The following is a 25,289-nucleotide window of genomic DNA, read 5'->3' on the forward strand; positions in this document are numbered from 1 at the left end:
TGTCGTTATAATACTTTGGTCGTCCATGATTCACAATTCCAAGTTTCAGTGGCCACATCTTGATAAAATTCAGGTTCGTGTGAAATCAATAGGACGCTGCCTTTATATTCTTTTAACGCGCGCTTTAATTCTTCTTTGGCATCGACATCCAAGTGGTTTGTCGGCTCATCGAGAACAAGTAGGTTGGTTTCTTCATTGATCAGCTTACAAAGGCGGACCTTCGCTTTTTCACCACCACTTAAAACAGACACACGGCTTTCAATATGTTTTGTCGTTAAACCGCATTTGGCAAGGGCGGCTCTGACTTCATATTGTGTGTACGATGGGAAGGTGCTCCACACCTCTTCGATACAAGTGTTGCTGTTTTGCTCTTTTACTTCTTGTTCAAAGTAGCCTATATGCAGGAATTCTCCGCGTTCCACCTCACCAGAAATGGGGGAGATTTCTCCAAGAAGACTTCGGAGCAGTGTCGTTTTTCCGATACCGTTGGCACCGTATAACGCAATTTTCTGCCCGCGTTCCATTTTTAAATTCAATGGACGAGAGAGCGGTTCCTCATACCCAATGACTAAATCCTTCGTTTCAAAAATCAATTTCCCTGATGTGCGTGCAGGTTTAAAGTGGAATTCTGGTTTTGGTTTTTCCGCTGCTAATTCAATCATGTCCATTTTATCGAGTTTCTTTTGACGAGACATCGCCATATTTCGAGTGCTGACACGTGCTTTGTTTCTCGCGACAAAATCCTTTAATTCAGCCACTTCTTGCTGCTGCCTTTTATACGCTGCCTCTAGCTGCTGCTTTTTCACTTCGTACACTTGTTTAAATTGATCATAATCACCAACGTATCGCGTGAGTTCTTGATTTTCGACATGATAAATCAAGTTAATGACACTGTTTAGGAACGGGATATCATGTGAAATGAGGATAAATGCATTTTCATATTCCTGCAAATAGCGCTTCAGCCACTCAATATGCTGTTCATCTAAATAGTTGGTCGGCTCGTCAAGAAGAAGAATTTCAGGCTTCTCTAACAGCAATTTTGCAAGCAGTACTTTTGTCCGCTGTCCGCCGCTCAGCTCTGTCACATCACGATCGAGCCCGAGATCTGATAACCCAAGACCTCTTGCAATTTCCTCTACCTTGGAATCAATGATATAAAAATCATTGTTCGTCAGGGCATCCTGAATGACGCCTACTTCTTCTAAAAGCTTTTCTAGCTCATCAGGATCTGCTTCACCCATTTTTTCGTAAATGTCATTCATTGCGGCTTCCATTGAGAATAAATAATGGAATGCATCTTGAAGGACTTCACGAATAGTTCTTCCTTTTTCAAGCACGGTATGCTGATCGAGGTAGCCGACACGGACATTTTTTGCCCATTCGACCTTTCCTGCATCTGGCTCAAGCTTGCCAGTAATAATATTCATAAACGTTGACTTTCCTTCACCGTTGGCGCCGATCAAGCCGACATGCTCGCCTTTTAATAACCGGAAGGAGACTTCGTGGAAAATGGCTCTGTCGCCAAAGCCATGACTTAAATCTTTAACAGATAATATCATTTTTTACACCTCAAATAGATTCAAAACGGCTAGTGCCTCTCATGATTATATCGAACTGTACGGCTCGATAAAAGCATCAAAAGAAAAATTGCGTTTCAAAGCTGATTTTGAGATACTTAAGGATAGATTGAATGAGGATAAAGGAGATCAACATGACGGAAAATTGGGCATTTTTGAAAGAAGCAAAGCCATTTATTCAAAAGAACTTTGAAGCGGCTGGCTTTGAGAAGCCAACAGCGATACAAGAACAAACAGCAGAGTGGATTACGGAAAAACGCGATGTGATCGCAGAATCACCGACTGGAACAGGGAAGACCCTAGCGTATGTTCTGCCGCTTTTAAATAAAATTGATGTGAGTATCAAACACCCGCAAGTCTTAATCTTGGCACCTTCAAGAGAGCTTGTGATGCAAATTTTTGATGTCGTGCAAGAGTTCAAACAAGGTTCAGACATCAAAGCTATTTCCTTAATAGGCGGGGCAAACATCAAGAAGCAGCAGGAAAAGCTAAAAAAACACCCGAATATCGTGGTGGCGACACCGGGTCGCGTACAAGAGTTAATCAAAATCAAGAAACTGAAAATGCATGAAGTGAAAACGATCGTGTTAGACGAGGCAGACCAGCTTCTTGTCCCAGAGCATATGAAAACGATCCAAGCGATCATTAAATCCACATTAAAAGAAAGACAAATCCTTTGTTTCTCTGCGACGTTGAAAGAGGAAACCGTTCAACTGATCAAAGACATTGCATCTGAACCAGAGGTATTGAGAATTAGCAGAAGCCAAGAAGAAGCGCAGAAGGTAGGGCATTATTTCCTGTTATGTGATCAGCGTGACAAGGTGAAATTATTGCAAAAGCTATCACGGCTTGAGGACATGCAGGCACTCGTCTTTGTGCGAGATATTACGAATTTGAGCATTTATGCAGAAAAATTAGCGTATCACCATGTCGACCTTGGTGTGCTTCACAGTGAAGCGAAAAAAGCAGAGCGTGCTGTCATCTTAAAGGCTTTTGAACAGCGTGAATTCCCGCTTCTTCTTGCAACAGATATCGCAGCAAGAGGGATCGATATTGACGATCTGCCTTACGTGATCCATGCCGACCTGCCAAACGAAGAAGGCTATATCCACCGTTCAGGCAGAACCGGTCGCGCAGGAAAAGAAGGGGCTGTTATCAGCCTAGTCACACCTCAAGAGCATTCAATGCTTAAAAAAATGGCGAAAAAGCTAAATCTTTCGCTTCAGGAAATTGTTTATAAGCAAGGTCAGCTGCACCTTGCGCCCAAGCAAGCATAAAAAAAGGACCCTGCCGTTTGGCGGGTCCTTTTTGTGTTATGAAATTTTGACAAGTTGTTTTCCGACATTTTCCCCTTTGAATAGTCCAAGGAATGCATCTGGAATATGGTCAAAGCCTTCGATAATGGTTTCTTTGTAAGTCAGTTTATCTTCTTTTACCCATTGTGCGAGATCTTTTGCCGCCTCTTCAAAACGATCAGAGTAGTTGGCAACAATGAAGCCCTGCATCAATGCACTTGTTTTAATGAGTTTTGTTTGCACACGAGGGCCAATGTCTTCGCTTGCACTAATGTTATAAGAAGAAATGGCGCCGCAGACTGGAATACGTGCAAAACGGTTCAAATGATTCATCACAGCATCAGAGATTTCGCCGCCCACATTGTCAAAATACACATCGACACCGTTTGGACAGGCTTTTGCAATGGCGTCATCTAAATCATTTGTTGTTTTATAATTAATGGTTTCATCAAAGCCCAGTTCTTTTAAATAAGCCAGCTTATCATCAGATCCGGCAATTCCTACGACGTGGGCACCTTTGATTTTAGCAATCTGTCCGACAACAGAACCAACGGCACCTGCGGCTCCAGAAATGACAACAGTTTCTCCTTCTTTTGGCTGACCAATCGCAAGAAGTCCAAAATAGGCGGTTTGTCCTGGCATGCCCAAAATCCCTAAGTAATAAGATAACGGCGCAATGGATGGATCAATTTTTGTCAGAGACTCTGCTTTGGCAGTAGAATATTCCTGCCAGCCAAGGAATCCAAGTACAAAATCACCTTTCTCAAATTGAGGAGATTTGGACTCGACGACTTCTCCGACCACTCCACCCTGGATCACTTCATTGAGTTTAAACGGAGGTGTATAGGATTTGGTATCTTGCATTCGTCCTCTCATGTAAGGATCTACAGACACATATTTCGTTTGAATCAAGACTTCGCCATCTTGCGGCGTTGGTATATCAACTGTTTCAAAATGAAAAACATCTTTAGTAGGTAACCCTTTTGGACGTTTTGCTAATTGAATTTGTTTTTGTTGACTCATGTCAAATCCTCCCTTTCACTTGCAACCTAGATTTACATTAACATGATGCTTCTTTTCGTTCAAAACATACGGTCTTTTCCAAGCACATACAAAAAAGCAGCCACCATCTAAAAGAAGGGGACTACTTTTTTTGAAGAGAGACAGAAAGGAGCGGCGGGAGACAACCAAACAGTTGATACTCATCCGCATCACGTTCTTTTAATAAATATTCATTTGCATTTTGCATGGAGGCTTTCATCATATCGTGCGTCACAAAAGGAAAAAGGATATTTAAATATGAGGACAACAGGTCTTGTGGATCTTGTTCGATTGACTCGATATCTCCAATGTTAATAATAATAGAAAAGAGATAATCGATGCAGATGTGAAAGTGCTGTTCAGCAAACAAAGTAAGCGGCTTTGCTTTTGATTCTTCAGGATTCCATTTTTGAAAAAGCTGTTTCACCAAATCACTGACAACCCATGCATTAAACTGCTGCTCAGCTGAAAAATAATACATCAGCTCCACCCCATTTCTAGCCTCCAGTATAAGAATTGTACAACAAATGACAAGGAATGAATACGATTTTTCAGAAAATTTAGTCATATTCACAGTCTTTTTGTCAAAAATAAGTCCATAGACGCATTAAGTTCACAGAGTAAAAATGGATGTGCTGGAGGAAGGTTTAATGACAAAAGTGACGGGTAAAAGATTCGTAAGACGTTAAAGGAGGAATAATAAATGAAACCTGTTGTAAGAGAGTATTCAAATGATGAAACACTTCAAAGAGATGTGGAGCAATTAAAACAACTCGGTGTTGCAAGAGAGGACATTTATGTTCTGTCCCATGACGATGATCGAACTGAGCGTATTGCAAGCAACACAGATGCCAATACGATAGGTCCAAAAGAAGTTGGACTCAAGCATGCGGTTGGAAACATCTTTAGCAAAAAGGGAGATGAACTCCGCAATAAGATTCACGAAATTGGTTTCTCAAAAGAAGAAGCTGAGACATTTGAAGAACATTTAGACGAAGGAAAAGTTCTTCTCTTTGTGACTGACCATGAAAAAGTGAAAAATTGGGCATAAACGCCATCGTAAAAAGCCTCTTACTTTTGTAAGGGGCTTTTTTTCATGCTGCGATAATTAAAATCTACCATCTGTCTTTTTCACTATAATAAGAAAGGTTGAAAAATTGGGATAAACAGTAAAATGTCTAATTGAAAATATAGAAATATCAAAGGATACCATCAAAAAAATGAAAAAAGTAGTGAAAATATCACAAAAAACCATTCGGGAAATAATTATGATATCTTTATTTTTATTTCAAAATGAAATAAAAATCTTGTGTAATTTAGTAGATAAATTTCTTAGTTCTATTGGTTTAAGTTGTATTTTTGTGTAGAAATAAGTGTTTTAAGGTCAAAAAACCACGAAATATACCTGTATTTTCAATTAGAAAATCATTCTAATGTTTAGGAAATAATTTGTTGACAAAATAATCTAAAAACAATATATTTGGCTTAATCAAGTCATTATGGAAGTAGTTGTTAAATTTTCGATAGGTGGATTTCAGGATCAATTCGGTAAATGATGATGCGTTAAGACCTAAGGGAGAGCGCTTCTGAGGCAGAGCGATACTGAAGAAATATCTATTAGACAAAAAAGAATAGATGAAAGATAGCTTAGAATGGTAGATTCGTCTTTCTACTATGCCTATTTCTCAATGATATTGTTCAAGGTATTCAGAGGATCATCATAAAGAAAGCGCTTTCTAAACGATGTTAAGGAGGTGAATTCATATGAAGAAAATGTATAACAAACTGAGGCGCTGTAACAGTTGAATGGCTGTGGTTGTATGTGAAGATGAGTGCTGAAAAAGAAGAGTGACATGTGGGATGCTTCTCTCCTTTTTCAGAAAACAGATTTCCTAAAAAATCCATCTTTCATTTTATCATAAGGCTTTTTGCTTGAAAACCACCTTTATTAGGAAAGGTGATTGTGAATTGAAGGAGGTCACGTGATGAAAAAGGCTTTGTATCATGAAGACAGCGGGTTGTATTTAGAGAAAATGCGCATGGCTTTTCAAGAACACTATGAGCAAAGAACAGATATGTGGTCCACTGATCCATCATTAACAGACGCTGCAGTGATGTCTCTGAAGGCATGGCGTTCCAGAGAAAAGGATGCACTTGCTTCGGTGCTGGATATCGGCTGCGGGAACGGCAGGGCTCTTGAACATTTACAAGGACTGTCGGCATATACCGGCATTGATCTTTATGAGCATGAGGAATGGCAAGGATTAAAGAAGAGAAAAGAGGTTCCTGTCCATTTTTATCATCAAGATTTTATGTCCTGGTCGATGAATCAAGGGCGCGAGCTGACGTTTGATTTGATTTTAGATCATGGCTGCTTTCACCATCAGCACCCTGATGACCACGAACGATACTTAAAGCAGATTTCCTCGCTGCTTCATGAAGGTGGTGTGTTTTCCCTTGTTGTATGGGGAGAAGAGTGGAAAACAGGCTTAATCGGAGAAGATGGACGCTTCCATTTTTCATTCTCAGATACTCAGCTTGGAGAAAAGATTTGTACATCAGGACTTGAGCTCGTTTCGATTACACCATTACAAGCGAAGGCTGGGATCAGCCAGCATCATGTCATTGCTGTCAAAATCTAGTGCAAAGGAGGATAAACGCGATGTTTGATGTGATGGTTCTTGGTGCATACCTAGGCGGGTGTCATGCTTCAATCAATGTAGCTGAATTGAAGTACGGACTATTCATCCAATCAAAGGGCACAACCGGATGACGTGCATTTGAAGGACCAGAGCTTCTAGTAAAGGAGAAAGCAGCTCGAAGCTAGCAGAGATATTCTTTTAGAGAAAGAGCATGTCAGTTTCCATTCAAGAATCATCCAATGGTGTTGCTCTCTTACAGAGAATACAGCGTATGAAGCTCGATTTCTGCTCCTTTGTACTGGACAAGTGACAGTCTAAAAAGAGTCTTTATGAAAGGTACTGATGGATGATTGGCATCGCACATCTATTCAGCCAGTATGACAGGAAATTTCTCCTGAGCCATGATTCTAGCTGGAACCGGTGCTCAGGATGCAAAGGGAGTGCATACACATATTCATCACGCCATCACTGCGCTGAGAGAGTTCAATGGGGTGCAGTGATGAATAGGGGGAGACAAATGAACAAGTTTGTAGCTGAACTACAATCAATGATTCATCATTTTACATTTCAAGAAAAACACTATTTGCTCGTGGGGCCAGTGAACCTGCCGATCTCTATTGAACATGAAGAAGTGCAGTTTACATGGTATGCCTTTGCGTCTGTAGAAGCTGATACAACGCCAACGGTTGAGTCTATTGTACAAATGAGTACCGAGCAGCAAACATTTTCCTCTTGTCTCCTTTTTGGCGACTTTGAAAATGAAGTGCCGCCGCTTGTGCGAATTCATAGTGTCTGCCAAACAGGGGATGTGTTTGGGTCACTGAAATGTGATTGCGGTCCACAGCTTGCATCATCGCTAAAAAAAATCACCGATTACGGAAAAGGCATGCTTGTGTATATGGCCAATCAAGAAGGGCGCTCTATTGGGCTAATGGCCAAAGCCTTCACGTATAAATTACAGGAAATGAAACTGGATACATTTGAGGCGAACAGGTTGATCGGCTGCGGAGATGATGATCGGCATTACGAGGAAGCAGCGGCTGTCTTGCACTATTTAAACAAAGGGAAACCATTGCATCTCTTAACCAATAATCCAGATAAAGTCGATTCCATTGCTGCTTACGGTCTTCCGGTTTTACGGTTTGATCATACGGTAGAAGCCTCTCTCTATAATGAGGCGTATTTAAAGGCAAAAGCAGCATCAGGGCATATGGTCGATGAGAAGAAATTAATTAATCAGTAGATGAGTTTATTTAAAGAAGGCGGGAGAAAAGCGTGAAACCTGATATCAATTGGATTCAAATCCCAAGCGGCTATGCGACGATTGGAAGTAATGAAGAAGATATGAAAAAGGCATCAGAATTTTGGAAGGACAAACTTCTGAATCCAGCCTATGGCCGTGAGAAAAAATTTCAAAAATGGCTGTACAAAGAATTTCCATCTTATCAGCCGTATATGAGCGAATTTTTCATTTCAGATACGGTCGTCACCAATGAATGGTATCAAAGCTATTGCGACGAGACAGGAAAGCCTTATCCAGAGAGCTTGACGAACCTAGAACTTGGCGGGGGAAAAGACCATCCAGCTTGGGGCATGGACATCGAGGAAGCTTTCTCATTTTGTCAGTGGCTGAGCGGGAAGCTTGGATATGAGGTATCGATCCCTACTGAGGAAGAATGGGAATATGCTGCCAGGGGTAATACGAGACATCAATATCCTTGGGGAGATGAGTTTGATCCCTCTTACTGTAATACGCACGAATCAAATATTGAAAAAACGACACCTGTCCGTCATTACGAAAAAGGAAGATCTCTATTTGGACTATATGATATGGGTGGCAATGTCGAAGAATGGGTCAACACCAAGTATCACATATATGAAGGCGGAATTGAGGTTGTAGATGATTTAACCGAGACACTCGGCAGTGATTACTACATTTTAAAAGGTGGCTCCTTCGCAAGAGGCGGAGATTTATGCAGAGTCGCAAGAAGACACGGGAAACACCCAGACCCTGTTTTTCGATTTACTGGTTTTCGTGTAGTTACTCGTCAAAAACAACATATAAAGGTGGGAGTGTAAAACCATGCATAGAGGACCGATTACATCCGTTTTATCAACTCAGCATGACCAAATTGTCTACACAGGTGGCTATGACCGCTGTATTTATAAATGGGACCGTGCCACGGGAGAAGGAACATTCATTGGCAGTCACGAGCATATCATCAACTCTTTATCCCTTTCGGAAAATGGAACGTATTTAGCGAGTGCATCGTCAGACTATACCATTCAATTATATGATACTAGCACACATACAAGAATTCGTACGCTATATGGTCATGCGGATGACGTGGAAGCTGTCGCATTTGCAAAGCAGGATACGCTTCTTGTATCGGTGTCCAGAGACAGAAGATGCTTAGTTTGGGATATTGAAACGGGAGCCATTTTAAGAGAATTTCATGGACATAGCAAGGATGTATTAGCTGTATGGATTCATGAGGATAAAGCTTATACAACTGGTGATGATGGCTATGTCCTTGTATGGCTCTATGAAACAGGAGAAATTGTAGGTGAAATTGGCCCGTTTGATTATGAGCTGGATACCATCAGCGGCAGCAATCAAAAAGAAGTATTCGCCCTTGGTAGAGACGATGGCACGGTCATCATTTATGATGCCGCTACATTACAGGAGAAAAAAATCATCAAAGCTCATTTACAAGGTGTGAAACGTGTGAATTTTTCTCCGAGCGGTAACTACTTGCTTACAGCGGGTTATGACCATCTAATTAAGCTGTGGAATTATGAAACCGGTGATTTAATTGATACGTTGCTGCCTCATAAATATCAATGGGAGCGCTCGCTTGTTTGGACAGAAGACGAGCAAGCCATTTTAGGAGCCAGCTTTGGGAAAACGTATTGTGAATGGTCAATTCAAGAAGGAAAAGTGATCTCTGATGAGCAGGAATTGGCGACACCTTCTATTAATGATATTGCGTTGACTGAAGCGGGTGATATTATCACTGCATCAGATGACGGAAAATTCAGAAAGAATGGAATCGAAATCGCAAAATCAACAGGTGTTCTCACAAATGGAGTGGCTGTTGCACGGGATGGAAGCTATTATGCATGGGGCGATCATGCGAGTCAGGTGCATATTGTACACGAGTCATTGCAGCAAATGGTCTCTTTTGATCTCAACACAGGTCCTGTCAATAGTGTGTATTTCCATGAGGAGGATCGTCAATTTTATATTGGCACTTATGGCGGTTATGTGCATGTCATTTCGACTGAACACTTAAAGGAAATCGGCCGTTCTAAAGCACATGATTGCGCGGTCAAAGCATTAAAGGTAGAAGGAGATCATATCATCACAGCGGCAGTTGAAGGAACCATCTGTCTTCTCGATAAAAAGAGTTTGTCCTTAACAGCAGAATATATCGGGGCGACAGAGCTGTTAAATGATGTATTTATTGATAGCAAAAGAGATCGTATTGCCATTGTCAGCCGTGATAAAAACGTCCGATTGTTTGATTTGCATACAGGCAGAATTTTAAATCAGCACAACGAGCATCAATATTCCATTAAATCCATCACTGTGACAGACTCTGGCTATATTGTGAGCGGAGACTATTGGGGGTATATTGTGGTCTGGAATCCAGAGCTAGATGTCAATACAGGTCCGATTCGAATTGCTAAGAATGGCATTAGTGCCATTAGACAACTAGGAAATGATGTGTATGCAAGCTCATATGACGGTGGTATTTATCATATTCGAGAAGATGGCACACATACGGAAGTACTGCGCTTATTTGAACAATTTCCGAAAGAAGTAATCTCTCATTAAGAAAAAGAATGTAAGCGGGGGATTCTCATGATAAGTGTTTGCAAGGAACATATGAAAAAAGGTCTGACTGTACTCAATTGTCCGCATGTGCTCCTCATTAATAAATATGAATGTCGCAAATGCTGTTTTTGTAAACAACGAGCATCATATAAACTGTTTTATTCCTTGCCTTACTATGATCGATCTGAAAAGAAACGGCTTGAGAAAGTATAGCACATGAGAATAGAACTCCTTCATTTTCTGAAGGAGTTCTTTCCCTTGAGAGAAGAAAGGAGTCCGAGATGAAAGACGATGTTTTTTATATGAAGCTGGCGATTGCCAACGCGAAGGCGATGAAAGGACAAACCTCACCCAATCCGCTTGTTGGTGCAGTGATTGTTCAGAGCGGTGAGATCGTTGGGATTGGTGCGCACATGAAGGCGGGCGAGCCTCATGCTGAAATTCATGCGCTGCAAATGGCAGGAGAAAAGGCGAAGGGAGCTGACATGTATGTGACACTCGAACCTTGTACACATCACGGAAAAACAGGCCCTTGCACCGAAGCGATCATTAGCAGCGGTGTGAAGAAAGTGTTGATTGCCACCCAAGATCCGAATCCGGTTGTTGCAGGTAAAGGAATTGCCTTTTTGAAAAAGGCTGGAATTGAAGTGGAGCAAGGGATATGTAAACAGGAAGCAGATCGTTTAAATGCGCCTTTTTTTCATTTGATGCAAACAAACCTTCCTTATGTCATTTTAAAATCAGCTATTTCGATAGATGGGAAAATTGCTACGGCTGATCAAGAAAGCAAATGGATCACTGGAATAGAAGCGAGAACAGAAGTGCAGCGCTTACGTCAAGAAGTAGATGCGGTGCTGACAGGAGTGGAAACGATTATTCAAGATGATGCCGGCTTAATTGTAAAGGATTCATTCAACCATCAGCCCATTCGTGTCATTTTAGATTCAACATTAAGGATACCGCTTCATGCCAAATGCTTAACAGATCATAGGGCAGAAACCATAATTTGTGCATCACAAGATTATGATCATCAAAAGTATCAACAGTTGCTACAAAAAGGTCATCAAGTATTTGTCACAAGCGGAGAACACCGGACAGATCTTCAGGATGTGTTACACCTGTTGAAGAAGCGCTCTGTGATGTCAGTGCTTGTAGAGGCAGGGGGCAGTGTGAGTGCGTCATTTTTAGAAGCATCACTTGTGAACGAAGCTGTTATCTATATGGCACCTTTATTAATCGGAGGGAAAGATGCACCTACTTTTTTTGAAGGAGAAGGTGTGAAAAAACTAAAAAAGGCGATCCGTCCAGCGGATATTGAATATAGTATGGTAGGAAAAGATTTAAAAATAACGATGACATTTTAACGAAGAGGAAAGGCCTTGCACGTAGAGTGCAAGGTCTTTTCAAATTTTTTTATAAAAATAAAATTGTACATACACCTTTATCCATCACGATGAATACGATGGATGGGGGTGATTCTATGAGAAAATGTAGGCAATGCGGAAAGATATACCCAACTCATTCGACAGACCACTACCAAAAAGGAAGCTGGTATGATGCGTATAAGGATGATGGCTGGGAATGTGATAGTTGTAAGAAAGGTAAATCAGACAAACCAAGGAAACCAGTAAAAAATCCATGCTGCGGAAAAGATCCTTGTGTGTGTGTCATTCAAGGACCGCCAGGGGGAAGAGGAAGGAGAGGCCCAGCAGGTCCGGCGGGTCCAGTGGGTCCAGTAGGCCCAGCGGGTCCAGCCGGAGCCACGGGCGCCACGGGAGCAACCGGCGCAACCGGTGTAGGCTTAACTGGTATCGTAGCATTTGATCCAGCGGATGCCCCATCCTATCCAGTAGGTCAAGTGGTGACATTTGATGGAAGTACGTATGTGGTGAATACAGCTTCACCAACAGGTACGCCAGGTACGTCTCCAGATTATACATTGTTAGCAGCTGCGGGAGATACGGGCGCCACGGGTGCCACGGGAGCAACAGGAACAGGAGCGACCGGAGCCACCGGAGATACAGGCGCAACCGGAGCGACCGGAGCAACAGGAGATACGGGCGCAACGGGAGCAACAGGAACAGGAGCGACCGGAGCCACCGGAGATACAGGTGCAACTGGAGCGACCGGAGCCACCGGAGCGACGGGTGCCACAGGAGCAACAGGAACAGGAGCGACCGGAGCCACCGGAGATACAGGTGCAACTGGAGCGACCGGAGCCACCGGAGCGACGGGTGCCACAGGAGCAACAGGAACAGGAGCGACCGGCGCTACTGGAGATACAGGCGCAACCGGAGCGACCGGAGCCACAGGAGATACGGGTGCCACAGGAGCAACAGGAACAGGAGCGACCGGCGCTACTGGAGATACAGGCGCAACCGGAGCGACCGGAGCCACAGGAGATACGGGCGCAACGGGAGCAACAGGAACAGGAGCGACAGGAGCCACCGGAGATACAGGTGCAACCGGAGCGACCGGAGCCACAGGAGATACGGGCGCAACGGGAGCAACAGGAACAGGAGCGACCGGCGCTACTGGAGATACAGGCGCAACCGGAGCGACCGGAGCCACCGGAGATACAGGTGCTACCGGAGCGACCGGAGCCACAGGAGATACGGGTGCAACCGGAGCAACAGGAACAGGAGCGACCGGAGCCACAGGAGCAACAGGAGATACGGGAGCGACTGGAGTAACCGGAGCCACAGGAGCAACAGGAGATACGGGAGCGACTGGAGTAACCGGAGCCACAGGTGCAACGGGAGATACGGGAGTGACCGGAGTAACCGGAGCGACAGGTGCAACGGGAGATACGGGAGCGACTGGAATAACCGGAGCCACAGGAGCAACAGGAGATACGGGAGCGACTGGAGTAACCGGAGCCACAGGAGCCACAGGAGATACGGGTGCAACCGGAGCAACAGGAACAGGAGCGACCGGAGCCACAGGAGCAACAGGAGATACGGGAGCGACTGGAGTAACCGGAGCCACAGGAGCAACAGGAGATACGGGAGCGACTGGAGTAACCGGAGCCACAGGTGCAACGGGAGATACGGGAGTGACCGGAGTAACCGGAGCCACAGGTGCAACGGGAGATACGGGAGCGACTGGAATAACCGGAGCCACAGGAGCCACAGGAGATACGGGAGCGACTGGAGTAACCGGAGCCACAGGAGCAACAGGAGATACGGGAGCGACTGGAGTAACCGGAGCCACAGGAGCCACAGGAGATACGGGAGCGACCGGAGTAACCGGAGCTACAGGAGCAACAGGAGATACGGGAGCGACTGGAGTAACCGGAGCCACAGGAGCCACAGGAGATACGGGAGCGACCGGAGTAACCGGAGCTACAGGTGCAACAGGAGATACGGGAGCGACTGGAGTAACCGGAGCTACAGGTGTAACGGGAGATACGGGAGCGACCGGAGTAACCGGAGCCACAGGTGCAACAGGAGATACGGGAGCGACTGGAGTAACCGGAGCCACAGGAGCAACGGGAGATACCGGGGCAACCGGAGTAGGGTTAGCTGGTATTTTGGCATTTGACCCAGCAACAGCTCCAACCTATCCAGTAGGTCAAGTGGTGACATATGAAGGTGGAACTTATATCGTAAATACAGCGCCACCAACTGGCACACCAGATACGTCTCCAGATTATACGTTATTGGCAGCCGCAGGTGTGACAGGCGCCACGGGAGATACAGGAGCGACCGGAGTAACCGGAGCCACGGGTGCAACGGGTGATACAGGAGCGACCGGAGTAACCGGAGCCACAGGTGTAACGGGAGCGACCGGAGTAACCGGAGCCACAGGTGTAACGGGAGATACGGGAGTAACCGGAGCCACAGGTGTAACGGGAGATACGGGAGCGACCGGAGTAACCGGAGCTACAGGTGCAACAGGAGATACGGGAGCGACTGGAGTAACCGGAGCCACAGGTGCAACGGGAGATACCGGAGCAACCGGAGTAGGGTTAGCTGGTATTTTGGCATTTGACCCAGCAACAGCTCCAACCTATCCAGTAGGTCAAGTGGTGACATATGAAGGTGGAACTTATGTCGTAAATACAGCACCACCAACCGGCACACCAGATACGTCTCCAGATTATACGTTATTGGCAGCCGCAGGTGTGACAGGCGCCACGGGAGCAACCGGTGTCACCGGAGATACAGGTCCAACAGGAGCGACCGGAGTCACAGGCGCCACAGGTGTAACAGGAGATACGGGTGCAACAGGGGCTACAGGAACAGGTGCCACGGGAGCAACCGGTGCAACAGGCGCCACAGGTGCGACAGGATCAAGTGCGATTATTCCATTTGCATCTGGTACGCCAGCTGTTTTAACCACAATCGCAGGCGGTCTAGTTGGAACATCTAGCTTGGTCGGATTCGGTAACTCGGCGACAGGTGTCAGTATTGTAGGAGGAATCATTGATTTAACCGGAGCAGCAGGAACATTGTTAAACATGGCATTCTCCGTTCCAAGAGCAGGAACCATTACTTCATTTGCCGGCTATTTTAGCACGACAGCAGCCCTTTCTTTAGTTGGCACGAGTATTACTGTAACTGCTAGTCTGTTTGCTTCACCGACACCAAATAACAGCTTCACTCAAGTAGCGAGCGTCACATTGGCTCCAGCGTTAACCGGTGTTTTAACGATAGGGGCTATTACAAACGGTATCGCTACTGGTTTAAATGTACCAGTCACACCAGAAACAAGATTGCTTGTCGTATTCTCGGCAACAGCTACTGGTCTTTCCTTAGTGAATACTGTAGCAGGCTATGCAAGTGCTGGTTTATCCATCACGTAATAGGCACACAGGGATGACTCAATACTGAGTCATCCTTTTTTTGTCTGTGTGAATTTTCTCTTAACTTCATGAGAAAAAATGATATGATTTTCTTAGAGTCTATTCGGGTGAATCTACTGAATTAGGGGTTGTGGCGGTGAGGATGGGCAAAAGGAAAGTCACTTTACAAACAAAAATTTTGGGGTTAATTATTGGTCTTTTACTTGTTGTTATTGCCTTATTGACCATTTGTTTTGGTTTTTTGCAGACATCAGAAAGGCAGAGCCAAGCTGAACAGCTGGCGGTGCAAACTGCTAGAACGATATCTTATATGCCGCCTATTAAAACATCGGTGGCCACGGGAGATTCGCAAAATGAAGAACAGGCTGTGCTTGAGCAAATGAAAGAGCAAGTAAGAGCGCATGCCATTTTTATCACCAATCAAAAAGGAAAGGTTCTTTTTCATACGAATCATGAGGATGTAGGGAAAACCATCAGTGTGTCGGAAGGAAGAAGTACACTGCTATTTGGAGGAACTTCCATATCAACGGGTGATTCTGATGGTGAAACCGTTGTTAGAGGAAGTGCTCCGATCATGAAAGAAACTGGGAGTTATGAAGAGATTATTGGGACAGTCAGTGTCGAATTTTTAAAAAGAGATATCGACCAAGCCACAGCTCATCAACTATTCAAATTAAGTTATATTGCCCTTCTTGTGCTCTTGCCTGGGGTTTTTGGAGCGATTTTTTTAACAAGGAGTATTCGAAAAGATATATTAGGTCTTGAACCGCATGAAATTGCTTCATTATATCGAGAAAGAGAAGCGATGCTGCATGCGATTAAAGAGGGAATCATTGCATTTGACCGTAAAGGTGCCATTACGATGATGAATACGTCAGCTGAACAGATGCTGCGCGTCTCTTCAACGCTGCCTCTTCATATTGATCAAGTGTTGCCAAATGCCAATCTTCTTTCCTATCTAAAGGTAGAGATGATTGAACCTAACATAGAATCAATCGTCAATGATAAAACCTTCGTGCTAAATGTCAAAAAAGTGGTGCAGGACAATCGAGTATTTGGAGGAATTGTGAGCTTCAGGGAGAAAACAGAGCTGACAAAGCTGCTGGATACATTGACAGAGGTCAGTCAATATTCAGAAGACTTGAGAGCACAAACACACGAATTTTCGAATAAACTGTACGCTATTTTAGGCTTGCTTGAGTTGAAACAAGTGGATGAAGCCATTGAGTTAATTAAAGAAGAGTATACACTTCAAAATCGCCAGCATGACTTACTCATGAAGCAAATTCGCTCTCCGAAGATTCAAGCCATTTTACTTGGGAAGTTAGGAAAGGCATCTGAGAAAAAGGTTCATTTTCACATTGATGAAAATAGTTCATTGGAGCCGCTCCCAGCCCATTTAAGTTTATCTCACTTTATTACCATCATTGGCAATCTCGTAGACAATGCGTTTGAGGCTGTATTGAATAAAGAAAAAAGAGAAGTCAGCTTGTTCATCACAGATATTGGATTTGATATTATCATAGAGGTATCTGATTCAGGGGACGGTGTAGATGAAGGAGCCATTTCACAACTTTTCACAAGAGGACATTCATCAAAGGGAGAAGGGCGAGGTTATGGACTTGCCAATGTCAAAGAAGTGCTAGATGAACTTGGGGGCTGGATTGAAGTTGCGAACCAAAAAGAAGGCGGTGCCATCTTCACTGTTTACATACCGAAAGGCACAAAGGGGGAATAGGTTGTGATAAAGGTACTCATTGCGGAAGATGATTTTCGAATCGCTGCGATTCATGAATCTTATATACAAAAGGTACAAGGCTTTCAAGTGGCCGGCAAGGCAAAGAGTGCAAAGGATCTGTGGGAGGCACTTCAAAAAGAACAAGTGGATCTCATTTTACTTGATGTCTACATGCCTGATGAGCTCGGCACGAACCTTTTGCCGCTGTTAAGAGAGCGCCATCCTGAAGTGGATGTGATCATTATCACGGCTGCAACGGAAACGATGCTGTTAAGAGACGCACTGCATTATGGAGTCGTTCATTATTTAATCAAACCAGTGACCGCACAAAAATTCACGCAGGTTTTAACCGAATATAAAGAGAAGCGAGAGTTAATCAATTCAAAAGATGAAGTCAATCAAACGATGATTGATCTGTTTTTTGGTCAAATACAGGAAGAATCGCAGCAAAAGGATGAGCGAGACTTGCCAACAGGCATTAATTCATTGACTTTGGACAAAGTGAAAACATTCATGGCAGCAGAGAGGAACGGAATTACAGCGGAAGAACTCGGAGAAAAAATGGGCGCATCACGCACAACAGCAAGACGATACGTAGAGTATCTTGTGACAACGGGAGAATGCCGGGCAGAGCTGGCGTATGGAATCATTGGTAGACCAGAACGGAAATATTATCCCGCCAAAAAACAAACGGAGTCATAAAAATGAAAAAAGGAATACTCTTACTCATTTTGGTCTGCCTTTGTACAACGCTCACCTTTAATGAAAAAACAGCAAAAGATTCTTTCCTGGAGCACAGCCCATTATATATTGTGGTATCAGGTGTACCTGATGGCGGATTTGACCAAACAGCTCAAGTGATGAAAACCGTACTAGAACAAGAAAAGCTGGTGAAGGAGCCTGTGCATATTCTTTATCAAAGAGGTGGAACGGTTGATAAAGGATGGACCTATATGATGGAGCGAGATGCCAATTATATCAGTTTAAATTCAAGCTTATTATTAAGCCGTAATTTGCTGGGCAGCAGTAACGTGACCATGAATGATGTCACCCCGCTTGCTATTCTTGCGGAAGAGTGGCAGGTAGTCGCAGTGCCAGTTGATTCTCCTTTCTCAAATGGAAAAGAGCTATTACACGCATTAAAAAAGAAACCAGATTCCTTAAAAATTGGGTTTGCCCCGGACTTTGGAAATGATGATCAAATCTCATTCGCACGGGCTGCCGAAATGGCAGGAATTGATCCGTACCGCATTCAGTTTTTAAAATTTGATAGTGCAGATGATTTATTCCAAGCGCTCATTGACCATGAGGTAGATGCGGCAACCACGACCATTACAGAGGTTCGTCATGATTATGAAAAGAAAAGGCTGAAGCTTGTTGCGACCACAACGAATCAGCGTTTAGAAGGATTCAAAGACGTGCCCACTTGGAAAGAACAGGGGATTCCGCTCATTTTCTCTCATTGGCGTGGTGTGATGGGACCAAAGCAAATGAATCAGCACGACATTCGAGCATGGGATCAGCTTCTTCAAAAAATGACGCAAACGAAGTCATGGAAAAATCAGTTAAAACAAAAAGGCTGGACAAGCCGTTATATGAACAATAAAGAAGCAAAGGTCTTTATGGAAGATCAATTAAGGCGATATGAGCAATTTATACAAGGAGAACAAGCGGTCAAATGAGACCGCTTTTTTTCATGGAAGCAACAAAGAACAACAATTGCACAAAATGAACAAAAAGCATTTATCGACCAAAAAAGAATTAAAATTCATAATATTTACTTCAATTCAGGCGTCAGATATCATGACAGAAAGGGTTGGAAATGGGATACCAACATTTAATGAAAGCGTATACAACATAAGGGGTGAACAAAATGTTAGCGATCTTAGGATTTCTTATGATGGTTGTATTTATGGTTTTAATTATGACGAAACGTATGTCTGTTCTAACGGCATTGGTATTAACACCGATTGCATTTGCTCTTATTGCAGGTTTTCATTTTACAGAAATTTCAGACATGATTGTCAAAGGTGTACAGCAAGTTGCACCAACGGCGGTCATGATCATGTTTGCCATTTTGTACTTCGGGATTATGATTGATGCAGGTTTATTTGATCCGATGGTGGCAAAAATTTTAAACATCGTCAAAGGCGATCCATTAAAAATTGTTGTCGGAACAGCTGTCCTGACGATGCTTGTCGCACTTGACGGTGATGGAACCACAACGTACATGATTACAACAACAGCCATGCTTCCGTTATTTACACTGCTTGGCATTCGTCCGATTATTTTAGCGGGTATCGCCGGAGTCGGCATGGGGATTATGAATACGATTCCATGGGGAGGGGCAACACCTAGAGCGGCAAGTGCACTTGGCGTTGATCCATCACTTTTATTTGGCCCGATGATTCCAGTCATTGGCGCAGGGGTTTTGAGCATGATTGTGGTGGCATACTTTCTTGGGAAGTCTGAAAGAAAACGTCTTGGTGTTATTGAGCTCGAACAGCCGATTCATGCCAATGAAATGGCAGCGGCTCTGCAAGATGATATTAAGCGACCGAAACTTTGGTGGTTTAACCTGACACTGACTTTGCTATTGGTTCTCTTGCTTGTGTCAGGAAAAGTAAGCTTAACGGTTCTGTTTGTTCTTGCCTTCTGTGTTGCCATTATCGTGAACTATCCGAATTTAGAGCAGCAGCGTGAGCGGATTGCGGCTCATTCAACAAATGTTTTGGCGATTGCTTCGATGATTTTTGCGGCAGGTGTTTTTACAGGCATCTTAACTGGGACGAAAATGGTTGATGAAATGGCGATTTCGATTGTTTCAGCTATTCCAGAGCAGCTTGGCGGGTTTATTCCAGTCATTGTCGCGCTAACAAGCGGGATCTTCACTTTCTTTATGCCGAATGATGCATACTTTTATGGGGTACTGCCGATCCTATCAGAAACAGCGGCAGCATACGGTGTCGATAAAATTGAGATTGCGAGAGCATCTATCATTGGTCAGCCGATTCACATGTTAAGCCCACTTGTTCCATCGACTCATTTACTTGTTGGACTCGTTGGGGTATCACTAGATCAGCATCAGAAATTTGGCATGAAATGGGCGGTTCTTGCAGTCGTCGCCATGACAGTGATGGCGGTTCTCATTGGGGCCATTTCGATCTGGTAATGAGAAGAGTGTCTGCTGCTCATGCAGGCGCTCTTTTTTAGGTCCTATTGCAGGGCAAGCTCCATTCATTTGCCCTATATAAAGCCATACATGATTCCTCCAAAAGATATATTTTTGAAAAATGCTGACACTTTTGCTGTTTTTTTCTTTATAATGCAAATCAACGAAGGGAGAGGATAGCATGTCCAAACAGAAAAGTACCATTCTTTTTGCTGCTGTATGCCTCATGGCAGGAAGTTTGTCGATGGTGACCCCAGCTTCAGCGAATGCAGAGACCCCTTATTATGGAAAAAGCTATGAGCAGCCAGCCTCGGTTCAAAAACTGTATCCTGAGCCTGACGAAACGTTTGATACCCCTGCTTTTCAGAAAAAAGGAAAAGCATTTACCACACAAGAAGAGCTTCAAGATTTTTTACGTGACATTGTCAGTAAAAGTCCTTACGCCACGCAGAAACAGATTGGAACATCCATTGAAGGCAGGTCCATTCCAGCCCTCTATTTTACAAAGGATCGTCACATCTCTCCACTGTCAAAAAAGCCAACGATCTGGCTTCAAGCACAAATACATGGAAATGAACCAGCCTCCGGTGAATCTGCCCTTGTCATCGCCAAACGACTAGCAGGTGATGAAGGAGAGCGCATACTGAGCCATGTCAACGTCATCATTGTCCCAAGAATCAACCCAGATGGTTCTTATGCATTTGACCGCAGGCTTGCAAACGGAATGGATGGCAACCGTGACCACATGACACTAGAATCTCCAGAGCTGACAGCCCTTCATCAAGAATTTAATCGCTATGCGCCCGAGGTCGTCATTGATGCCCATGAATATGATGTCGGTCAAAAGCAGTTTGAAGATATCGGTGCATCAGGTGCTCTCAAGTATCACGATTTGCTGATATTATCCGGTAAGAATTTGAACATTCCTGAAAGCATTCGTTTCACGTCAAATGAATTGTACGTCAACGGAGTACGTGAAACATTGACGAATAAAGGATTTTCCAACGATTTATATTATACAAACACAAGAGGAAAGGACGGAAAGATCGACCTTTATGAAGGCGGAACCGATGCACGAATTGGCCGAAATGCCCTGGCGCTTTCACCAGCTTTATCATTTCTTGTAGAAAGTAGGGGGATTGGAATTGGCAGAGAGGACTTTACTCGGCGTGTGGCAGCACAAGTCACCACTCATGAAAAAATCATTGAGACAACAGTGAAGCATGCTAAGCAGGTGAAGCAGCAAATGGTGACGGAGCGGCTGAAACTTGTGAAAAAAGGTCTTCAATCAAACGATGATGATCAAGTAGTCATTCAAGATGCTTTCAAGGCGCCTGTGAACGATTCACTTGAAATGGTGGATATTGAGAAAGGACAAACCACCAATGTCCCAGTGCGTTTTCATAGTGCAAGTGATGCGGTTCCTGTATTGACAAGAGAACGGCCAACAGCTTATCTCATTCTCCCTGGACATGAAGGGGTAGATAGAAAGCTCAGAACTTTAGGGTTAAAAAGTGTGACACTTCCTGTTGGCATGAAAGTACCAGTTCAAGCCTATCAGGTGACAAAACGAGTGGAAACAAGCAAAACAGATATTCAGCTTGAAACGAGACTCGTTGAAAAGAAACGTCAACTGCCAAAAGGAACAAAGGTATATGTGACTGCACAGCCAGAGACCAATTTGTTGTCACTTGCCCTTGAACCAGAATCAAAAGACAGCTATATGTCATCAGGTTTTATTGCATCGAAAGTAGGCGATGAACTACCAGTTTACCGATTCTTGTTATCTCAAAAGACGTTAGGTATAAATAAAAAGGACTAAAATCAAGTTCATTTTAGCCCTTTGTCAACCATCCTAGAAGCGGCACAGTGCGTGCCGCTTTTTCTATTTTCGTCCAGCTCTGATCTCATCGGTCATGCCTTCATACGGCGCTTCTGCGATAATCGTTTCATCGTTTACCCCAGCATAGTGGATGTACGTAATGTCTGCGAATTCTGGTACGACATACTTCGGATAGGTCTCATATTTTTCACGGGATTCTTTCATGAGGTCGATATAGTCATTTTGATAGCAAACGGTGATATCTGGACGTTCATGCACCCATTTTGGGAAGAAAATGACGCCATGCATGCGTTTTTCCTCAGGCATAAAGTTTAAAGACACGTCTGTCCCAGTCGGTTCCGTCCAGGAAACTTTGTATACCCCTTTTGTCAGTTTCACAATATTCACTTCTTGATCACGAACCCAGCGGCCTCCAACCATTCCGCTATGAATGCGGTAATCAATGGTGTGATCATTTTTAATGTAAATCTCATATTCCCAGCCATTTTCATACGTATAAATCATATGAAGTCCAACGAATTGATCCATGTTTATTCCTTCTTTCAATTAAAATGATGTTGTTTCAAACATGTCATGATTTACATGTTTATTTTAGGGTGTATGGTATACTATTGTCAAAGAATATGCGTTGGAGGCATGTCATGAGAGTACTGAAATATGCCATTCTTGGCTTACTAGATCAGCGTGAGCTGACGGGATACGATATGAAGAAACACTTTGAAGATTCCCTTGGACAGTTTTGGAGTGCGAAGCATAGTCAAATATACCCTGAATTAAAGCGGCTAACAGAAGAGGGTTTTATTGAATTTGATATTCACATACAAGGAAAGAAGCTAGAGAAGAAGGTCTATCAAATCACTGATGCAGGAAAAAGAGAACTGCATGAGTGGTTAAGGAAAAAAGGCCCGATTCCAGACACAACAAAAGATGAATTTATGTTAAAAACGTTCTTTATCTCATCTATGGATCAAAAAGAAGCGGCCGGTCTCTTCTCACATCAGCTGCAGGAGCGAACAAAGAAAGTAGAGATGCTTGAACAGAAACTGAACGTTTTAACAGAAGAAGATCCATCTGCCCAATCACTGCATTCAACACAATTCGGGCATTATTTAGTGCTGACAAGAGCAATTGAAAGGGAAAAAGGGTATGTTCGCTGGCTCCAAAAGACCCTTGAAGTCATTGATTCATCCATTGTCTAAGGACAATCGTCGCACGATATGATAAAAAATGGTTTGAAACAAGTGAATTTATCAATAGAAACCGCTACAATGGATATATTCGTATTAAAGTGAGGCGAGTATGTTTGAGTAACCAAGAAGCGTTGTGGAATGAAGCAGAAGCTTTTATTTCTGTATGCTATGAAGAATTAGGCAAGTCAAATGAAGAAAAAGCAGCACGTCTGCATGAAATAAAAAAAGAAATTGAGTCTGACGGTATGTATACTCATACGCAGGAAGAATTAGCTCACGGGGCAAAAATGGCATGGCGCAACAGCAACCGGTGCATTGGGCGCTTGTTTTGGTCAACACTGCATGTGCATGACTGCCGGCACGTGACAACAGAAGATGAGGTGAAAGAGGCACTCTTTCATCATATTGAGTATGCGACAAATGGGGGTAAAATCAAACCGTCCATTACCATCTTCCCACCAGAGAATAAGGGACGGAAGGAAGTCGTTATTTATAATCATCAACTCGTTCGTTATGCGGGATATGAGTCGGAATATGGCATCATTGGGGACGAGGCATCACTTGAATTAACCAAGTTGTGTGAAGCGCATGGCTGGAAAGGCGAAGGCACGCATTTTGACCTTCTGCCACTTATGTTTCAGCTAAAAGATCAGCCGCCGGTTCTGTATGATCTTCCGAGAGAGATCGTTCAAGAGGTAGAGATCACCCATCCTGAATATGATGGATTCGGTGATTTAGGACTGAAATGGTATGCTGTTCCGATTATTGCTGATATGAAATTAGAAATTGGTGGCATTCATTACAATGCGGCACCGTTTAATGGATGGTATATGGGAACAGAAATTGGCGCACGAAATCTAGCTGACGAAAACCGCTACAATATGCTGAAAAAAGTTGCTTCTATTTTAGGACTGGACACGACAAAGAATGCGTCACTTTGGAAGGACAAAGCCATTGTCGAGTTGAATGTGGCGGTTCTTCATTCTTACCGGGAAGCAGGGGTGACCATTGTGGATCATCATACAGCTGCCCATCAGTTCAAACAATTTGAAAAACAGGAAGAAAAGGCTGACCGTAAGCTGACTGGTGATTGGACATGGCTGATTCCGCCAGTATCACCAGCTGCTACGCATATCTTCCATCGTCACTATGACAATACGATCGTGAAACCGAATTATTTTTATCAGGAAAAACCCTACCACGGGACGGAAAGAGCCTAGCGAAAAGCTAGGTTTTTTGTATGAAATGAGTCTTTTGAATGTTGTTTGATTTGGTAAATGATGGTTTAATGGCGGTGAAATCAAAAAGGGGGAATAGAGATGAAAAAAATGACGTTGCTCATATTTTTGGCTGTATTCAGTTTCAACGGATTTCTACCGCTAGGTGATGAGAGAGCTAAAGCAACTACTGGAACAATAGTTCAGAATGTCATCGATTTAAAGGTGACAACCGATCGTTCAACTTATACTTCGCTTCATCCTCAGGTCAACGTCAACATGACCGCAACAACAAATGAAACACTTTATTATACAGCTGCTATTCGAAAACTTACTTTCCCAGTGACACCAGTCTTTACACACGAAGGGTCTATCTCTGGACAAAACGCTTTCGCAGCACCTACTCGTTTATTACTTCCTAACAGTGGATCAGCCAACTATGATGTTCATGTGAGTCTCTACAAAGATGCTTCACGTACAACCTTGATTGGTTATTATGTTGCAAACCCATTTACTGTTGTGAAATAAAGGGTACACATCAACTATCCTCTAATCCGAAAGTCTTGATAATGGGCGAACTTGGTGAGCGGCTCCATGTCCAAATGTGTGACTTTTGAAAAAGGACTGCCTTTACGGACGGTCTCTAAAAAGTCAAAAACCTCCTGCTGCTCTCCTTCTACTTTTAACTCCACGTGACCCTCATCTGTGTTGCGTACCCAGCCTTTTATCCCTCGATTGACGGCTTCTCCTTGAACAAAATATCGAAAACCGACTCCTTGCACTCGTCCTTTTACAATAGCGTGATAATGAACCAATGTCATCTCTCCTTTTTTCTCATCGTACCATAACCTGCCTCGTTCCTTCACGTACCGACTATGATTTGACTGTCAAACCATGTAAAATAAAAGGCAATCAGACAATCAAAG

General features: G+C 43.5%; 21 protein-coding genes. 16 read left to right on the forward strand and 5 right to left on the reverse strand.

What is annotated here, in order from left to right; all coding sequences use genetic code 11:
* Positions 1-5 precede the first annotated feature (5 nt).
* Positions 6-1,559 carry an ABC-F family ATP-binding cassette domain-containing protein gene (locus NSQ52_RS03770; RefSeq protein ID WP_039170361.1) on the reverse strand — a complete coding sequence of 518 codons (1,554 nt, stop codon included), beginning with the start codon at positions 1,557-1,559 and terminating at the stop codon, positions 6-8.
* Positions 1,560-1,711: 152 nt separating this feature from the next.
* Between NSQ52_RS03770 and NSQ52_RS03775 the strand changes: the two genes are divergently transcribed.
* Positions 1,712-2,854 (forward strand): DEAD/DEAH box helicase, encoded by a 1,143-nt coding sequence (locus tag NSQ52_RS03775; protein WP_268356090.1) that lies wholly within the window; start codon positions 1,712-1,714, stop codon positions 2,852-2,854.
* 36 nt (positions 2,855-2,890) lie between these two features.
* On the opposite strand, the gene NSQ52_RS03780 is transcribed toward NSQ52_RS03775, so the two are convergent.
* Both NSQ52_RS03780 and NSQ52_RS03785 read right to left on the reverse strand, forming a co-directional pair.
* A complete protein-coding gene (locus tag NSQ52_RS03780; RefSeq protein WP_024718590.1) occupies positions 2,891-3,895 on the reverse strand; it encodes an NADP-dependent oxidoreductase in 1,005 nt (334 codons plus the stop codon).
* 121 nt (positions 3,896-4,016) lie between these two features.
* Positions 4,017-4,394 (reverse strand): YfmB family protein, encoded by a 378-nt coding sequence (locus NSQ52_RS03785; RefSeq protein ID WP_017366799.1) that lies wholly within the window; start codon positions 4,392-4,394, stop codon positions 4,017-4,019.
* A 222-nt stretch (positions 4,395-4,616) separates the two neighbouring features.
* Here NSQ52_RS03785 and NSQ52_RS03790 point away from each other — a divergent pair, with 222 nt between their 5' ends.
* The 12 genes from NSQ52_RS03790 to NSQ52_RS03845 all read left to right on the forward strand — a co-directional run bounded on the left by NSQ52_RS03790 (position 4,617) and on the right by NSQ52_RS03845 (position 21,935).
* Entirely contained in the window at positions 4,617-4,964 is a 348-nt protein-coding gene (locus tag NSQ52_RS03790; protein ID WP_017360406.1) for a general stress protein, read from the forward strand.
* Between the two features lie 934 nt (positions 4,965-5,898).
* On the forward strand, positions 5,899-6,555 hold the full coding sequence (locus NSQ52_RS03795; protein WP_008343184.1) for a methyltransferase domain-containing protein: 657 nt from the start codon (positions 5,899-5,901) through the stop codon (positions 6,553-6,555).
* A gap of 517 nt (positions 6,556-7,072) precedes the next feature.
* Positions 7,073-7,798 (forward strand): GTP cyclohydrolase II, encoded by a 726-nt coding sequence (locus NSQ52_RS03800; RefSeq protein ID WP_017360404.1) that lies wholly within the window; start codon positions 7,073-7,075, stop codon positions 7,796-7,798.
* Between the two features lie 32 nt (positions 7,799-7,830).
* A complete protein-coding gene (locus NSQ52_RS03805; protein ID WP_024718589.1) occupies positions 7,831-8,634 on the forward strand; it encodes an SUMF1/EgtB/PvdO family nonheme iron enzyme in 804 nt (267 codons plus the stop codon).
* Between the two features lie 4 nt (positions 8,635-8,638).
* Positions 8,639-10,396 carry a WD40 repeat domain-containing protein gene (locus tag NSQ52_RS03810; RefSeq protein WP_035391378.1) on the forward strand — a complete coding sequence of 586 codons (1,758 nt, stop codon included), beginning with the start codon at positions 8,639-8,641 and terminating at the stop codon, positions 10,394-10,396.
* 281 nt (positions 10,397-10,677) lie between these two features.
* Positions 10,678-11,760, forward strand: a complete 1,083-nt coding sequence (ribD, locus tag NSQ52_RS03815) for a bifunctional diaminohydroxyphosphoribosylaminopyrimidine deaminase/5-amino-6-(5-phosphoribosylamino)uracil reductase RibD (protein WP_342473934.1) — start codon at positions 10,678-10,680, stop codon at positions 11,758-11,760.
* 116 nt (positions 11,761-11,876) lie between these two features.
* Positions 11,877-15,203 (forward strand): collagen-like repeat preface domain-containing protein, encoded by a 3,327-nt coding sequence (locus NSQ52_RS03820; RefSeq protein ID WP_342473935.1) that lies wholly within the window; start codon positions 11,877-11,879, stop codon positions 15,201-15,203.
* Between the two features lie 142 nt (positions 15,204-15,345).
* Positions 15,346-16,941 carry a sensor histidine kinase gene (locus tag NSQ52_RS03825; RefSeq protein WP_144680263.1) on the forward strand — a complete coding sequence of 532 codons (1,596 nt, stop codon included), beginning with the start codon at positions 15,346-15,348 and terminating at the stop codon, positions 16,939-16,941.
* A gap of 3 nt (positions 16,942-16,944) precedes the next feature.
* Positions 16,945-17,643: a response regulator gene (locus NSQ52_RS03830; RefSeq protein WP_058336538.1), complete on the forward strand. Its 699-nt coding sequence runs from the start codon at positions 16,945-16,947 to the stop codon at positions 17,641-17,643.
* A 2-nt stretch (positions 17,644-17,645) separates the two neighbouring features.
* Complete coding sequence (locus tag NSQ52_RS03835; protein WP_342473936.1) at positions 17,646-18,623, forward strand: tripartite tricarboxylate transporter substrate-binding protein; 978 nt, start codon at positions 17,646-17,648, stop codon at positions 18,621-18,623.
* Between the two features lie 191 nt (positions 18,624-18,814).
* Complete coding sequence (locus NSQ52_RS03840; RefSeq protein WP_024719341.1) at positions 18,815-20,113, forward strand: citrate:proton symporter; 1,299 nt, start codon at positions 18,815-18,817, stop codon at positions 20,111-20,113.
* 181 nt (positions 20,114-20,294) lie between these two features.
* Positions 20,295-21,935 (forward strand): M14 family metallocarboxypeptidase, encoded by a 1,641-nt coding sequence (locus NSQ52_RS03845; protein ID WP_259254961.1) that lies wholly within the window; start codon positions 20,295-20,297, stop codon positions 21,933-21,935.
* 63 nt (positions 21,936-21,998) lie between these two features.
* On the opposite strand, the gene NSQ52_RS03850 is transcribed toward NSQ52_RS03845, so the two are convergent.
* Positions 21,999-22,484, reverse strand: coding sequence for a phenolic acid decarboxylase (locus tag NSQ52_RS03850; RefSeq protein WP_338704750.1), 486 nt, complete (start codon positions 22,482-22,484; stop codon positions 21,999-22,001).
* 113 nt (positions 22,485-22,597) lie between these two features.
* On the opposite strand from NSQ52_RS03850, the gene NSQ52_RS03855 reads away from it, so the two are divergent.
* The 3 genes from NSQ52_RS03855 to NSQ52_RS03865 all read left to right on the forward strand — a co-directional run bounded on the left by NSQ52_RS03855 (position 22,598) and on the right by NSQ52_RS03865 (position 24,891).
* Positions 22,598-23,155 carry a PadR family transcriptional regulator gene (locus NSQ52_RS03855; protein WP_039168079.1) on the forward strand — a complete coding sequence of 186 codons (558 nt, stop codon included), beginning with the start codon at positions 22,598-22,600 and terminating at the stop codon, positions 23,153-23,155.
* A gap of 104 nt (positions 23,156-23,259) precedes the next feature.
* Positions 23,260-24,366, forward strand: a complete 1,107-nt coding sequence (locus NSQ52_RS03860) for a nitric oxide synthase oxygenase (protein ID WP_047946767.1) — start codon at positions 23,260-23,262, stop codon at positions 24,364-24,366.
* Positions 24,367-24,465: 99 nt separating this feature from the next.
* A complete protein-coding gene (locus NSQ52_RS03865) occupies positions 24,466-24,891 on the forward strand; it encodes a hypothetical protein (protein WP_342467864.1) in 426 nt (141 codons plus the stop codon).
* A 14-nt stretch (positions 24,892-24,905) separates the two neighbouring features.
* Here NSQ52_RS03865 and NSQ52_RS03870 read toward each other — a convergent pair whose 3' ends face one another.
* The gene (locus NSQ52_RS03870) at positions 24,906-25,178 is read right to left on the reverse strand and encodes an acylphosphatase (protein ID WP_039962563.1); all 273 of its coding nucleotides are present in this window, start codon (positions 25,176-25,178) and stop codon (positions 24,906-24,908) included.
* Positions 25,179-25,289 lie beyond the last annotated feature (111 nt).

The organism is Bacillus sp. FSL W8-1141, from assembly GCF_038593205.1.
Classification (GTDB): Bacteria; Bacillota; Bacilli; order Bacillales; family Bacillaceae; genus Bacillus; species Bacillus altitudinis.

Excerpts from the sequence above, each read along its gene's own strand:
- NSQ52_RS03785 (WP_017366799.1), bottom strand. The coding sequence starts at position 4,394 with ATGTATTATTTTTCAGCTGAGCAGCAGTTTAATGCATGGGTTGTCAGT.
- NSQ52_RS03790 (WP_017360406.1), top strand. The coding sequence starts at position 4,617 with ATGAAACCTGTTGTAAGAGAGTATTCAAATGATGAAACACTTCAAAGA.
- NSQ52_RS03865 (WP_342467864.1), top strand. The coding sequence starts at position 24,466 with ATGAAAAAAATGACGTTGCTCATATTTTTGGCTGTATTCAGTTTCAAC.
- ribD (WP_342473934.1), top strand. The coding sequence starts at position 10,678 with ATGAAAGACGATGTTTTTTATATGAAGCTGGCGATTGCCAACGCGAAG.
- NSQ52_RS03850 (WP_338704750.1), bottom strand. The coding sequence starts at position 22,484 with ATGGATCAATTCGTTGGACTTCATATGATTTATACGTATGAAAATGGC.
- NSQ52_RS03795 (WP_008343184.1), top strand. The coding sequence starts at position 5,899 with ATGAAAAAGGCTTTGTATCATGAAGACAGCGGGTTGTATTTAGAGAAA.
- NSQ52_RS03820 (WP_342473935.1), top strand. The coding sequence starts at position 11,877 with ATGAGAAAATGTAGGCAATGCGGAAAGATATACCCAACTCATTCGACA.
- NSQ52_RS03810 (WP_035391378.1), top strand. The coding sequence starts at position 8,639 with ATGCATAGAGGACCGATTACATCCGTTTTATCAACTCAGCATGACCAA.
- NSQ52_RS03800 (WP_017360404.1), top strand. The coding sequence starts at position 7,073 with ATGAACAAGTTTGTAGCTGAACTACAATCAATGATTCATCATTTTACA.
- NSQ52_RS03845 (WP_259254961.1), top strand. The coding sequence starts at position 20,295 with ATGTCCAAACAGAAAAGTACCATTCTTTTTGCTGCTGTATGCCTCATG.
- NSQ52_RS03780 (WP_024718590.1), bottom strand. The coding sequence starts at position 3,895 with ATGAGTCAACAAAAACAAATTCAATTAGCAAAACGTCCAAAAGGGTTA.
- NSQ52_RS03770 (WP_039170361.1), bottom strand. The coding sequence starts at position 1,559 with ATGATATTATCTGTTAAAGATTTAAGTCATGGCTTTGGCGACAGAGCC.
- NSQ52_RS03840 (WP_024719341.1), top strand. The coding sequence starts at position 18,815 with ATGTTAGCGATCTTAGGATTTCTTATGATGGTTGTATTTATGGTTTTA.
- NSQ52_RS03775 (WP_268356090.1), top strand. The coding sequence starts at position 1,712 with ATGACGGAAAATTGGGCATTTTTGAAAGAAGCAAAGCCATTTATTCAA.
- NSQ52_RS03825 (WP_144680263.1), top strand. The coding sequence starts at position 15,346 with ATGGGCAAAAGGAAAGTCACTTTACAAACAAAAATTTTGGGGTTAATT.
- NSQ52_RS03835 (WP_342473936.1), top strand. The coding sequence starts at position 17,646 with ATGAAAAAAGGAATACTCTTACTCATTTTGGTCTGCCTTTGTACAACG.
- NSQ52_RS03855 (WP_039168079.1), top strand. The coding sequence starts at position 22,598 with ATGAGAGTACTGAAATATGCCATTCTTGGCTTACTAGATCAGCGTGAG.